This window comes from Geobacillus sp. CAMR5420 (genome assembly GCF_000691465.1).
In the GTDB taxonomy this organism is placed as follows: domain Bacteria; phylum Bacillota; class Bacilli; order Bacillales; family Anoxybacillaceae; genus Geobacillus; species Geobacillus thermoleovorans.
Window position 1 is genome coordinate 13,832 of record NZ_JHUS01000057.1, and the last position, 13,387, is coordinate 27,218.

Here is a 13,387-nt window from a genome sequence, read left to right on the forward strand (position 1 = left end):
TTCACCCCTTTTTTCTCCCGTTAATACCATCATACGTAAAAGAAAAAGGGCGGTGCCAAATCATCGGCCGGTCGCCCTATCGATGCACAGATGTTTCTATTGTTGCCCTTCCTCGCCGCTCATATTCCCGTCATGGCGGCGGTCGTAAAAGCTGGCGCAATGGCGAAGCAGCGCCTCAGCCGCTTTCAGCTGCCCGTGCCGAAGCGGGAGAGCGGAGCGGCGCAGGCGGGAAAACCACTCGTCATAATTTCGCTTATCAATATAGCGGATAAACGGAAAAAGACCGCCGCTGTCAATGTAGCCGGAGCGGTTTAACAGCACGAGGTGGATCGGCCAATCGACCTCATGTTTGCGAAAAATCTCCGAAACGATCTGCTCCGTCCGCCGCAGCGACACGACCGGGTTGACCAGCCTCGTTTCGTTCGTTCCGGCTTGTTCCACCCAAAACCGGCCGGTTGACGCCATGACGATGTTGTCCGGCCTTCCTTCGACGAAGGCAATGCACCAGAGCGCGGATGGCGTCAACATCATCGTCTCCAGCTCCACCGGCGCCTTGCCGACCATCGCCACAGGCCGGTAAAAGCATAAATGCGTATCCGGAAACCGCTGCAAAAAATATTTCAACGTCTCATCGCCATACACGGCTTCATCGAGGGAGGAAACGTACATCATCGTGGAACTCGCCCATTTCAGCTGCAACTCGAACAACTCATCCAAAAACTGCTGTTTCAATTCCTCCAGAGTAGCCGCCGGACGAGCCATCGGCGCAAGAGAAAACGTCTCTTCTTCCGTAAGCGCGGCACGGCGGCGCCATCGTTTCGTCAGCCGTTCCCACCATGACGGTTTGTCAAGCCAAGCATTCCACGTCTCGCCCGTTTCAAGCCATCCGCTAGCCTCAGCCGTTCGTTCGGCTTGCCACCGCGCTTTTGCCTGCTCCCATTGCCGCTGCTTCAGCCGGATGAACTCCGGCACATAATAGTACACATCCGTTTCGTAGCGGGAAATGCAATCCATGAGTTTCACGAGCTGACCCATTGTTTCACCTGCTATTTCCGGCCATTCATCGGCGCGCCAAGCAACGGGAACACGGCGATCGCTTCGTACTTCGGCGTCCGTTCCATATTCGTCCGATACAGCACGATCTCAGGCACCGAAAACACCGCCTTGGCCGCGGCAAGCGAACGGAGGCGATCCGGGTGAAACGGTTCGGCTCCCTGCCATTTGCGAGCGATCGTAATATGCGGGGCAAACGGCCGCCGGTCCAAGGAAAACCCAAGCTTCATGCACGCTTCATACACGTCGCGCCGCAATCCATTCAACGCTTCTTCCGTTTCGACTCCTTGCCAAAAAACGCGAGGCGCCGTCCGCTCCCCGAACGTCCCAAGCCCGGCAAGCGCGAGGGAAAACGGGGCGCTTTTGGCGGCGACGGCGGCCATCGCTTCGCACAGCGGCGCCATTTTCCCCGGCGGCACATCGCCTAAAAACGCGAGGGTGATATGATAATCCTCTTCATGCACCCATGTGCGAAACGGCAGCGATGACGACGCATCCCCCGAAAATCGGGCAATGGCTTGTTTCGCTTCAGACGTCAGCGGAACAGCGATAAAATAATGGCTTCGTTTCACTTCTCTTCACCTGCCGTTCGTTCTCGTTTTGCGAGCAAAAGGAGCACGAGCACACCCACGATCGTGCAGATGCTAAAAAACAAGTAGACAGCGCCGATCTGCCAACGCTCAAGCAAATATCCGCCCACCAACGTGCAAAACCACGCGCCAAGGCCGTTGCCGACCGCTGAGTATAACGCCACCGCCGTCGCCTGCACCCGCTCCGGCGCCAAGCGGCGCGCATATTGAAGCGCCGTCGGAATCGCCAGACCTACGGAGCAGCCTTGGACGACCGCCGTTGCATACACAAACCAAAGCGGCGGGTCGACCGCATACGACAACCAGCGGACTGCCGAGATGAGCGCCGCCAATAGAAGAAGCCGCACCATGCCGAAACGGCCGATGAGCCGATCCGCCGCTTTCATAAACGGCGCCTCGCTGCCAGCGGCAAACAAAAAGGCGAGGCCGATGCCAGTTAACGTCCCGCCCAACTCATGAATGAGCAGCCCGAAATACGAGTTATTGGCCAAAATCGGACCAAACAGCAAAAATGTTGCGACAAGCAGGAGCTGAAACGAGCGGACGGACAGCAGCCGGCGCACATCCCGAAGCGTCAACGCCCCCGGCGCCGCCATCGGGTAGCGCGGCAGGCGGGCGGCCAAAACCGACGCGGCGAGCAGCGCCAACGAAAAGGCGTAAAAAATGACCTCAAACGCGACATGATCGGACAGCCATCCGACAACCAGCACCGCCGCGGCAAACCCGATCGATCCCCAAAGCCGAATCGCCCCGTAGTTTCCGCCCTGTTCGTGCACATGGCGAAGAGCGAGGCTGTCAGAAAGCGGAACGATGGCGCTTTGCATCGCCGACAGCAGCACCGTGAGCGCAGCAAACAACCGGTAGCTGCCGGCGAGCGAATACATCAATCCAAACAGCGCCGCCAACACCAACGACGCCATCAAAAGGCCGATCGGTTTGCGCGTGTAATCGGTCGCCATCCCCCAAAGCGGCTGGACCGCCATCGTCACGATCGGGGGAAGCGACATGATCCAGCCGATCGCCGCCCCCGGAAGGCGCGCCTCTTCCTGCAAATAGACGGACAAAAGCGGAAACAAGGCGCCAAAAGCAAAAAAGATGAGAAAATAAAAGAGCGGAAACACCGGTTTTCGTGCCGCCGCCCCCCGTTTGAATACCGCTTCCATCCCGTTCCCCCTTTCATTAAAACAACGCCCGCCCCGCTCTCTTTTTCGCCGGGGCGGCGGACCGCCGTTTATTTTGCCAGCTCATAGATCGCCTGCGCGTAAATGGCGGTCGCTTTCACCAAATCGTCGATTTCGATATACTCATCTTTCTGGTGGGCGACATCCGGACGGCCCGGAAACAACGCGCCAAACGCCACCCCGGCGGTCAAGGCGCGGGCGTATGTGCCGCCGCCGATGGCCAAAAGCCGGGCCGGCTCGCCCGTCTGCTCTTCGTAGACGCGCTGAAGCGTGCGGACAAGCTCGTGGCTCGGATCGATATAATGAGGCTTCGTATCGCTGAACCGGCTGAGCGCGAATCCATGTTCAGCCGCAGCGCCGGCGAGCGTCCGGCGGATCGCGTCACCGTCGGCCGTCACCGGATAGCGGATGTTCAGCCCAATCGTTCCGCCATGCCGCCGGTCATACGACAGCACCCCGACGTTGACCGTCAAGTCGCCGCTTTGTTCGTCCCGATACGCAAGGCCGAGCCGCCGGCCGCGGGCATCGCCGAAAAAGGCGGAGGCCACAAACTGAACGAACGGCCGGCTTCGGCCATCGAGCGGAAGCGACGCCAAAAACTGAGCCAAATAGACGCCGGCGTTTTTGCCGCGCTCCGGCTCGGCGCCATGAGCGGACACCCCTTCCAATTGAAAGACGACGGCCCCTTCGCTTTGCCTCATGCTCCCCTTTACGCCGCGCTCCCGGCAAAACTGTTCATAGAGGCCAAGCAGCTCCTCCGTCCGTCCCGCTCTTTCCACCACCGCTTCGGCCGCATCCGGCACCATATTGTAGCGGCGCCCGGCTTGGAATGAGGCAAGCGCGAGCCCTTCCGCCTCCACCGATTCAAGCGGGCGGTATGCCAAATCGGCGTCAATGATTCCTTTTTCAGCATAAATGATCGGGAAATCAGCATCCGGCGCAAATCCGACATCCGGCATTTCCTCATGGCGAAAATAATGCTCCACACAGCGCCAGTCGCTTTCCTCATCGCCCCCGATGATGAGCCTCACCCGCTTGCCAAGCGGCAGCCCGAGTTCAAGGATGATTTTCATCGCGTAAAACGCCGCGACGGTCGGCCCTTTGTCATCGATCGCGCCGCGCCCGTAAAGGCGGCCATCGCGCACCTCAGCGGCAAACGGATCCATCGTCCAGCCGTCCCCAGGCGGCACGACGTCGATATGGCCGAGCACGCCGACAAGTTTCTCCCCATGCCCCATTTCGATATGCCCGGCAAACCCGTCCACATTTTTGATGCGAAACCCTTCCTCCCGGCCGCGGCGAAGCATATGCTCAAGCGCCTCGGCCACCTTGGGCCCAAACGGCGCACCCGGTTTCGCCCCGCCGTCATCGCGGACGCTCGGAATGCGGACAAGCGCTTGCACGTCGCGGACAAGATCGTCTTTTCGTTTCTTCGCTTCGTTCATCCAGTCGATGTTCAACGCCATTCTTCCTTTCCTTATTCAACACCCTTTGTTGCCAACGTATCATATCAAAAACAGGAAGTCAAAATGTTTCATTCGTTGCAAATCGATTTCCGTTTCATGACAAAATGTTGAAATTTTTCGTGAATAGAGGCAACCGGGTAGCATTTTCCCTCTCATTTCGTGTACAATGGTAGTAAACAGACAAAGACATCTCTCATCTGCTAGCGGTCGGTTGTGCCATGCGAATGATGCTAAGATAGGGAGTGGTCTTTTGAAACCTTCAACACATCGGATGCTTACCCGCATCAAATCCGTGTATATGTACATTAGCGAAAAAGGAACGGTTACGACCCAAGAGCTTGTTGATGAGTTCGGCACCACCCCACGAACGATCCAGCGCGACTTGAACGTGCTTATGTACAACGATCTCGTTCGCAGCCCAAGCAAGGGCAAATGGACGACCACAAACAAAAAAGTGCGCATCTCTTCGTAAACCCGGTGCCAATAGGGTAGGCAAGATGAGAGATGAACGCAAACCATTTTTCCACAGATGAATATCCACTATTTTTCCATAAAAAAGGAACCGCGTCAGGTTCCTTTTTTTTCGTCCGTCTCTGGCCGGTATTGCTTCAACATGCCCACCTCTTCATCCGTCAATTCCCGATACTCGCCGACGGCCAAATCCGGGTCAAGCGGCAGCGGCCCCATTTGAATTCGTTTTAAATAGACGACCCGCTTGCCGACCGCTTGGAACATCCGCTTCACTTGATGGAACTTCCCTTCGGTGATCGTCACCTCGACATCGGAACGAAGGCCGGATTTCAACACAACGAGCTTGGCCGGCTTTGTTTCATAGCCGTCATCAAGGACGACGCCGCGCTGAAACGCCGCGACATCCGCTTCCGTCACTTCCCCGTCCACGACGGCAAAATACGTTTTCGGCACGTGTTTTTTCGGCGACAACAGCTGATGGGCGAGCTGGCCGTCATTCGTCAAGAGCAGCAGCCCTTCTGTATCTTTGTCAAGCCGCCCGACCGGAAACGGGGAAAATGCCCGGTCTTCTTCTTCAAGCAAATCGACGACCGTCTCTTCCACGGCATCTTCCGTCGCGGAAACGACCCCCGAAGGCTTATTCATCATCAAGTAAATGAATGGCTTGTACTCGACCGTTTCTCCCCAAACGGTCACGATTTGCTCATCCGGCCGCACTTTCGTTTTCGCATCACGAACCGGCGCGCCATCCACTTTCACCGCTCCGGACTTGAGCAGCTTTTTCACTTCCTTCCTCGTCCCATACCCCATATGGGCGAGCAGCTTGTCAATGCGCAGCTCCACAAATCTCCCTCCTAAAAATATGGCCTTCATTAGGCGTTCATCTAGTCCGCTTCCGCCTTCCCCCCATACACTGTGAAGGAAACATCAAGAAGGGGGATTTGCCGATGAATGAATATTACTATTATGTCCCAACGTTGGATGATTACCGTCAACAGCCGCCAGCCAGCCAATTTTGGCCCGGATACCCAGGCGGGCCATTCGCCAACTGGGCGCGGCGCATCGAACGGCTTGAGCGGGCCGTCGAACGGCTCGACCGCCGGCTCGACCGGGTGGAAAGCCGCCTCGATCGCATCGAACGCCGGCTCGGCCTGTCGTAAGCGAAATGGAGAAAGAAGGCGGGGACGACCGCCTTCTTCTTTTTTTGCCGCAAGCCGAACGGCATGGGGGAGGGCGAAAAACAGCCGTCGTCGAACCCTTTCGCTCGGGCGCCGCGACGTTCGCAAGAAGCGCCGTCCGCCGGGCTCCCGGCCTAAACGAGCCGCTTCTAGGAAACGGCCGTCCGGTCAACGGCCGATCCCCCCATACACCCTCGTCTACGATACCGCCTTTTTCTCTTTCCGGCGCCAAAACGCAAACCGGTCGCCAAACAGCGCCGAAAACAACCCGGAGCGGATGCTGAGAAACAAGTAGACGGCCGCCCCGACCGCTGCGCCGATGGAAACAGCGCCCACCGATTCAGCGGTGCCGGCGCGGTAATCGATCCATCGGGACGCCAACGCCTCGACCCCCATAACCGCCGCTGACATCGCCGCCGTCAGGATGGCCATAAACGCCGTCCGGCGGGCGACAAACCGATAGCGGTAGCGCGTGCGGCGCTGAATGACCCATAAGTTGAACGCCACCGAGACGAAATAGCCCGCCATCGTGGCCGCAATGGCTCCGACGGCCGACCCTTTCATAATGAGCGGCGTGTTGAGCAAAAGCTTCACAAGCAAGCCGGCAGCCAAACTGACGACCGTAAACCGCTGCTCGTTGATGCCTTGCATGATGGCGGCCGTCACGGAAAACAATGCGTACAAAATCGCCGCCGGCGCATACCAGCGCAACACTTGTTCACCAAGCGGATCATAGCTGTAAAACGAGCTGTACACCGGCCCTGCAAGCACCGCCATGCCAATCACCGCCGGGAGCGTTAAAAACATGAGCACTTGAAACGTCTGGTTCAAATATTGCCGCAGCGCTTTCCGATCTTGCGCGACATACGCTTTCGTAATCGTCGGGATGAGCGCCAAGCTGAACGAGGTCGCGAGCGTCACTGGTATGATGACGAGCTTTTGCGCCCACATGTTGAACACGGAATACGCGTGCTCCGAGATGTTCCCGCGGCCCGCCGCCGCCATCGCGTGATTGAACGTAAACTGATCGACGAGCTGGTACAGCGACATCGACAAGCCGACAAACACAAACGGAATGGACGACAGAAGCAGCTCTTTGTACATCGCCAAAAGCGATACGTCCGCTTCGCCGCGGTCACGCGCAAGCAGCGACTGCAAATACGGACGCCGCTTCCACCAATAGACAAGCAACACCAAAAGCCCCGCCGCCGCCCCGACAAACGCGGCAAACGTCGCCGCGCTCACAGCGGAGACGATCGAGCCGTCCATCAGGCGCAAAATGACGTAGCACGCCCCAAGCAAAAACGCGATGCGCGCGATTTGTTCGACGACTTGCGACAGCGCCGTCGGGCCCATCGACTCATGTCCTTGGAAAAATCCGCGGATCAAGCTCATCACCGGCACGATGAGGAGCGCAAAGCTGACCGCGCGGATGACGGCCGTGACGTCGTCGACCGAGTTGACGTTCGTTTTCGCATCGATGACGTGCGGCGCCAAGATGGGCGCCAGGGCGTACAAAATGAGCCATGAGGCGATGCCGCTTGCGATCATCAAGACAAGGCCGGAGCGAAAGAGCCGATAGCCGACGCCGTATTCCCCAAGCGCGTTGTATTTCGACACAAACTTTGACACCGCCACCGGCAGCCCGCCGGTCGCCAAGCTCAAAAAAATTTGGTACGGCACATAGCCGTATCCGTACAACGCCCCGCCACGCTCGCCGACAAGATGGTAAAACGGGATGACGTAAAATAAACCAAGAAGGCGAGAAATCATCACGCCAGCCGTTAAAATAAACGTGCCGCGCAGCAGCTTCGATGTTGACATATGACCCCTTCCCTAGCCATGGACGTTGAAAATAACAACGTATCTATTTTACCATAGTTGTCAATGGAACGAAAAATATCGGCCACGCGCAGAAAGAGAGGGTGGAATGAACATGGGATACGACGTCATCATCATCGGCGGCGGTCCGTCCGGGCTCATGGCGGCCATCGGCGCCGGCGAAGAAGGGGCGAAGGTGCTCTTGTTGGAAAAAGGAACGAAGCTCGGGCGCAAGCTCGCCATCTCCGGCGGCGGACGCTGCAACGTGACGAATCGGCTGCCGGTGGATGAAATGGTCCGCCATATTCCCGGCAACGGCCGCTTTTTATACAGCGCCTTTTCCGTATTTAACAATGAAGACATCATCCGCTTTTTTGAGCGGCTCGGCGTGCCGCTCAAGGAGGAAGACCACGGCCGCATGTTTCCTAAAAGCGACAGCGCCCAGTCGGTCGTCGACGCGCTTGTTCGCGAATTGTCGCGCCTTGGCGTCGATGTTCGGCTTGAATCGCCAGTGGCGGACGTGTTGTATGAACAAGGAAAAACAGTCGGTGTCACGCTGAAAAGCGGGGAGACGATCCACGCCCGTGCGGTTGTCGTCGCCGTCGGCGGCAAATCGGTGCCGCAAACCGGCTCAACAGGCGACGGCTATCCGTGGGCGGAAAAAGCGGGCCACACGGTGACCGAATTGTTTCCAACCGAAGTTCCGATCGTCTCGCATGAGCCGTTCATCCGAGAGCGGACGCTGCAAGGCTTGTCGCTGCGCGACGTCGCGTTAAGCGTCTTAAAGCCGAATGGCAAACCGATCATCACCCACCGGATGGATATGCTGTTTACGCACTTCGGCATTTCCGGCCCAGCTGCTCTCCGCTGCAGCCAGTTTGTCGTTAAGGCGTTGAAAAAAGCGACGGACGGCGCGGTCAAAATGAGCATCGACGCGCTTCCGGACGTGACGCAGGAAGAACTGTTTCAACAGTTCGCCAAGCTGTGCAAAGAGGAGCCGAAAAAGGCGATGAAAACGATCGCCAAAACGGTGCTTCCCGAGCGGTACGCCGTCTTTTTGCTCGAGCGGGCCGGCATCGACCCGCACGCCTCTGCCGGCACGGTCGGCCATGAGGCGCTGCGGGCGTTTGTCCGACAGTGCAAACAATTTACCTTTTACGTCCACGGCACGCTGCCGCTTGAGAAAGCATTCGTCACCGGCGGCGGCGTGTCGGTCAAAGAAATTGAGCCGAAAACAATGGCCTCCAAATGCATGGCCGGCCTTTACTTTTGCGGGGAAATTTTGGACATTCACGGCTACACGGGCGGCTACAACATCACCGCCGCCCTTGTCACCGGGCGGCTCGCCGGCGTGAACGCCGCCCGCTATGCATTGGCGGAAAAAAACGGGGCGAGCGGCTCCGCGGGGCAGACAGCAACGAATTGACCGCCGTCCTCATGCCCCTCGGGTGCTCCGGGGCGTCCGCTGACATTCCGACAACGCCCGTCTTCAAGGCGGGCGATCGCAAAATTTCGCCGCCTGAAATGGAAATGCCGCAATGAAAAAAGCGTCGCCCGCTTTGGGGGGATCAGCACGAAAACGGCCCAAAGAATCCCACGGTCTGGAGCCGTGTGGAGTGTCAAGTCCGGTAAATGACCATGGCGGAAAAACAGTAGATTTGCTCGCCTTCCGATTCCATCGCCGCCACACTGTACTTGACATCGATCAACTGTCCGTCTTTCAATCGGGCTAAAAAATCATTGACCGCCGCTTCCAAATCTTTTTCATGCTCTTTATCAAACACTTTCACTTTGTACATCTCCATTCCCCCGTTTTCTTTTTCCTTTTCCACGCATTTAGGGAAAATCCTGCCCACAAAAGGCGTCACGCGCCCTCGAACAGCGGGACGCGTGACGTCAGAAACTTCATTCGTCTTAATACACTCCAACCGCATTGAACGCCTGTTTCACCGAGTTGACTTCTTGGCTTGTCGACCCGTACAAATCAGCGGCCGCTTGCACGCAGGCCGCGCGCAGCTGGCTGAAGTTCGACGTCGGCGTCAAATAGTAGACAAGCGCCCGGTAGAAAATTTTCCCCATTTTGTCGCGGCCGATGCCGGTGACGCTTACGCCGTAATGGACGCCGCCTTGGCTGAGCAAGTACGCCGCTTTATTGATGATGCCGCTGTTTGTATGGACTCCTCCATTGTCTTGTGTGCCGGTGTACCGTTTGGAATAATGATCCGGATCGCCGTATTTCGCCGGATCCGACATGGAGCGAAGCGCGTCGCCGGCAATTCCCGGCGTGTAAATGTCTTCGCCGATCTCCCAGTCCGGGTTGCGGTTGGCGTAGAACTCCACGAGCGTGCCGAAAATATCGGACATCGCTTCATTGATGGCGCCGGATTCGTTTTGGTAAACAAGCCCGGCCGTATAATCCGTCACCGCATGGGTCAACTCATGCCCAACGACGTCAATGCCGCCGGAAAACGGCAAAAACGTCTGTCCGTCGCCATCGCCGTACACCATTTGCGAACCATTCCAAAACGCGTTGTTGTAGCCGCGGCCGTAATGGACGGTCGAACGGATGGCGGCGTTGCTGCCGTCATAGCTTAGCCGGCCGTGCACATTTTTGTAGTAATCATACACGACGCCGGCGTAATAATGGGCGTCCACGGCCGCCGCGTCATAGCTGGCGAAAAATTGATTGTCGACATCGGCCCATAAGCTGCCGGGCAAAACGGTGCGGTTTCGTCCGTCATACGTAAAAATGCCGCTGCCGCGCGTATTGTCTTGCAAATAGTAGTAGCCATAATACGAGGAATACGTCGTATTGATATATTTCTGATCCCCCAACACACCGCGGCCCACGCCGACCGTCGACGTGCCGGCGACCGGCTGCCCGCCGCCCGGCTTCGCCTCGTCCATTTGGTTCCATTTGTTCAACACTTTTCCGTCTGCGGCATCGATCATGTAGATCCAGTTGCCTGGGACAGGGGTTAAAAAGCGGACATTGACTTCATAGGCGAGGCGCGGGGTCTCCCCATCCGGATAGATGACAAGCCGCGTTGGTTTTCCCTCTTCGGCCGCCGGCCGTTCTTTCGTCACCGCATCAGCCACATCTTGTTTCGCGATCATTTCCGCTTGTTGAATGGAAATGGCAGCTTCTGTTTTCAACGTTCGTTTGTCCAAATTCGGAATGAGCGTACCCGACAAAGAGGACAATTCGCCATCGTTGACATGGGCAACGAGCACGGCGCCATACACTGGGATGCCGTGATAGCGCTGTTCAAAACGCATGACCGTATGGCCGAGTTCATCCGTTTGTTTGCCAATCAAGCTCAGCCGTTCGCGGGCTTGTCCACCAAGCTGGAACGTATTCTTCTCTTGATCAAGATAACGGTAAACCAATTCTTCCGGAGCATCCTCGCCTTTTAACAGCGAACCAGAAACGAACGACGGCGTCTTCCACTGTTCGTTCCACACCATTGATTTTTCCTTCGCCGAAGCCCCGAACGGCCAAGCCATCAATCCAAACGCCAACCCAATCGCGCCAAGCATCGCCCGTTTGTTCATTCCCTTTACCCCTTTCTTATATTTTCAAATTATTTATTCTAGTAAAAATTTTATTACAATATATTTTGATTGGGTATTGGGAAAATGATCGGGCGACATGCGTCCTGATCCGGCAGCCTATTTTCCGTTTTTCCCTCTTTGCGGCTTTCCGCCTGCGACAAAACAGCCAAAGTGAAACACGACCGACAGCGAAGCTGCCAAGCGGAAAAAACGATTGATCTTTTTCGCTTGAGCCGACGGATTTCCACAGAACGTGCTTTGACGGACGAAACAAAAAACCGACTCATCCCCCGCTTTCGCCCCATGGCGAAAACAGGAGACGGATCGGTTCGAAGAAGATCAACACAGACAGGCAAAGCGCCAATCCAGCCGCTTCTTTTATCGGGCGATCACCGTCGGCGGCGGATGCTCATCTTTAGCCGCTTCTTTCACCCCGATGCCTTGGCCAAAGGCTGAAGCGAGGCCAAGGACGGCGAGAACGATGATCACAACGACCCGCTTTTTCACGAGCTTCACCTCCTTTCAAACGCCTGTTTGCGCCCGCAAGAGAGCGCAACTTAATTGATAATATTGGGCCGCCTGCTTGTATTGGCGCCTCCGCATATAACAATCCGCCAAATATTCGGCATACAATGACGCGTCGTCATACTCCTTCTTTTTTTGGAAATAGGGAATCGCCTCCTGTTTGAGCAGCCGCTCCAACGGTTCATCTTCTTCGCTCAAAAGCAGCCGGTAAATGGAAAAATGCAAATAATACTCATAATGCTCGGACGCGCCGTTAGGGGCTTGTTCGAGCTGTTTCCACCCTTCCTCGACAGCCATCAACGCTTTGCGATAATGCTTGGCATCACAATGCACGCGCACGAGCGACAAAAGCGTGATGAGCCGGGAATCCAGCGGAGCGGCCTCTTTATAGATCAAACTGTTCTCATAATGTTGCACCGCCTCGCGGTATTGACGTTTCATTCCTTTCAAGTGGCCGAGATTGTGTTCCACAATCCCAAGAAGCCGTCGATCATCCACCATCCTCGCCGCCTTTTGGGCCAGCAGACAATGGTCAACCGCTTTATCGATCTCCCCGCAGCGCCGATGGCAAATCGCCAGCAGCACATGGCATTCGGCGCTCCGCCGCAAGTCGTATTCCGCCTGGCTGAGCGCCAGCGCGCGCTCGGCGTAATGAAGGCATTGAAACCATTTCCACAGACGGCTGCATGCAAGCGCCGACAAGTAAGCCAAATCGGCCTCCTCCCCGCTCGTTTTCCATTCTCCCTTCAACAACTCTTCTGCCTTTTGATAACAATGCAAGGCGTCGTCATATTTTTCTTGACAATAATATAAAAGCCCAAAAAACTTCCAATAATAATAGCGCATGTCATCACTCAACGACCCATACCAGTCCCGCACGCTTTGCGCCGCCGTTTCCGCCCCCTTTTTGTCGCCAAGAAGCAGCCAATACCGGATTCGCATCAGCTGAAAATAAATCATGGCTTCGGCATCCCCAGACTGCTCGCATCGTTCTTTGACCGTTTCATACAGTTCCCGCGCGGCAGGCACATCACGGTTCGTCATCGCCTTATACCACGACATCACCCATTCGAACCATGAAGGCATTGTTTCGTTTCCACCCGGCCGGATGTCCAGCCGCCGAAACAGCCATTCGAGCACCTCTTGGCTCGGTATGACTTGGTTATTCTCAATTTTCGATAAATAAGAAACCGAAATAATGCCTTCAGCCGTTTCTTCTTGGGTCAGGCCTTTCATCAAGCGGGCGAATTTCAAGCGGTCGCCGAGTTTCAACAGAGAGCTCCTCCTTCGAACAAGTGTCTGATTTTACCGAAAATTATATCCTTTCCTTTTTTTTCTTGCATCACACTTTGGTACTAAAACAAAATGGAAAAAGCGCCCCTAAAAGCTGGGACGCTTTTTCGCTCCTACCCCGCAAGCGGACCGGGGAAGCGCAAGCCGCCGACGCATGAAAAGGCCCGCGGCAGCCAGCCATTCCTCTGCCTCTTGACTGAACGGGGCCGTTCGGATGGATCCATTTCCCATCCGCTGACACGTTCCGTCGTTTT

Annotated in this window: 13 protein-coding genes; 3 read left to right on the forward strand and 10 right to left on the reverse strand. The window is 56.3% G+C overall.

Annotation, left to right across the window (positions count from 1 at the left end):
* Positions 1-96 precede the first annotated feature (96 nt).
* From DI44_RS02970 to pepV, 4 genes are all read right to left on the reverse strand, one after another.
* Positions 97-1,035 carry a hypothetical protein gene (locus tag DI44_RS02970; protein WP_014196578.1) on the reverse strand — a complete coding sequence of 313 codons (939 nt, stop codon included), beginning with the start codon at positions 1,033-1,035 and terminating at the stop codon, positions 97-99.
* Positions 1,036-1,046: 11 nt separating this feature from the next.
* Positions 1,047-1,625, reverse strand: a complete 579-nt coding sequence (gene thpR / locus DI44_RS02965) for an RNA 2',3'-cyclic phosphodiesterase (protein WP_033026025.1) — start codon at positions 1,623-1,625, stop codon at positions 1,047-1,049.
* Positions 1,622-2,806, reverse strand: coding sequence for a maltose permease (gene malA, locus DI44_RS02960; protein ID WP_033026027.1), 1,185 nt, complete (start codon positions 2,804-2,806; stop codon positions 1,622-1,624). The genes thpR and malA overlap by 4 nt, the downstream gene beginning before the upstream one ends.
* A 68-nt stretch (positions 2,807-2,874) precedes the next feature.
* A complete protein-coding gene (gene pepV / locus DI44_RS02955) occupies positions 2,875-4,290 on the reverse strand; it encodes a dipeptidase PepV (RefSeq protein ID WP_081823193.1) in 1,416 nt (471 codons plus the stop codon).
* A 250-nt stretch (positions 4,291-4,540) separates the two neighbouring features.
* On the opposite strand from pepV, the gene DI44_RS02950 reads away from it, so the two are divergent.
* Positions 4,541-4,762, forward strand: coding sequence for a DeoR family transcriptional regulator (locus DI44_RS02950; protein WP_008880936.1), 222 nt, complete (start codon positions 4,541-4,543; stop codon positions 4,760-4,762).
* A gap of 95 nt (positions 4,763-4,857) precedes the next feature.
* Here DI44_RS02950 and DI44_RS02945 read toward each other — a convergent pair whose 3' ends face one another.
* Entirely contained in the window at positions 4,858-5,604 is a 747-nt protein-coding gene (locus tag DI44_RS02945; RefSeq protein ID WP_011232306.1) for a pseudouridine synthase, read from the reverse strand.
* A 104-nt stretch (positions 5,605-5,708) separates the two neighbouring features.
* Between DI44_RS02945 and DI44_RS02940 the strand changes: the two genes are divergently transcribed.
* Positions 5,709-5,921: a hypothetical protein gene (locus tag DI44_RS02940; RefSeq protein WP_011232307.1), complete on the forward strand. Its 213-nt coding sequence runs from the start codon at positions 5,709-5,711 to the stop codon at positions 5,919-5,921.
* A 216-nt stretch (positions 5,922-6,137) separates the two neighbouring features.
* On the opposite strand, the gene DI44_RS02935 is transcribed toward DI44_RS02940, so the two are convergent.
* Positions 6,138-7,763: a polysaccharide biosynthesis protein gene (locus DI44_RS02935; RefSeq protein WP_025039247.1), complete on the reverse strand. Its 1,626-nt coding sequence runs from the start codon at positions 7,761-7,763 to the stop codon at positions 6,138-6,140.
* Positions 7,764-7,875: 112 nt separating this feature from the next.
* Between DI44_RS02935 and DI44_RS02930 the strand changes: the two genes are divergently transcribed.
* A complete protein-coding gene (locus DI44_RS02930; protein ID WP_033026072.1) occupies positions 7,876-9,186 on the forward strand; it encodes an NAD(P)/FAD-dependent oxidoreductase in 1,311 nt (436 codons plus the stop codon).
* A 193-nt stretch (positions 9,187-9,379) separates the two neighbouring features.
* Here DI44_RS02930 and DI44_RS02925 read toward each other — a convergent pair whose 3' ends face one another.
* The 4 genes from DI44_RS02925 to DI44_RS02915 all read right to left on the reverse strand — a co-directional run bounded on the left by DI44_RS02925 (position 9,380) and on the right by DI44_RS02915 (position 13,112).
* Complete coding sequence (locus DI44_RS02925) at positions 9,380-9,559, reverse strand: sporulation protein Cse60 (protein ID WP_008880941.1); 180 nt, start codon at positions 9,557-9,559, stop codon at positions 9,380-9,382.
* Positions 9,560-9,674: 115 nt separating this feature from the next.
* Positions 9,675-11,315, reverse strand: a complete 1,641-nt coding sequence (locus DI44_RS02920; protein ID WP_014196585.1) for a M4 family metallopeptidase — start codon at positions 11,313-11,315, stop codon at positions 9,675-9,677.
* Between the two features lie 378 nt (positions 11,316-11,693).
* Entirely contained in the window at positions 11,694-11,822 is a 129-nt protein-coding gene (locus tag DI44_RS19675) for a hypothetical protein (protein ID WP_014196587.1), read from the reverse strand.
* A 15-nt stretch (positions 11,823-11,837) separates the two neighbouring features.
* A complete protein-coding gene (locus DI44_RS02915; RefSeq protein WP_014196588.1) occupies positions 11,838-13,112 on the reverse strand; it encodes a helix-turn-helix transcriptional regulator in 1,275 nt (424 codons plus the stop codon).
* Positions 13,113-13,387: the final 275 nt, after the last annotated feature.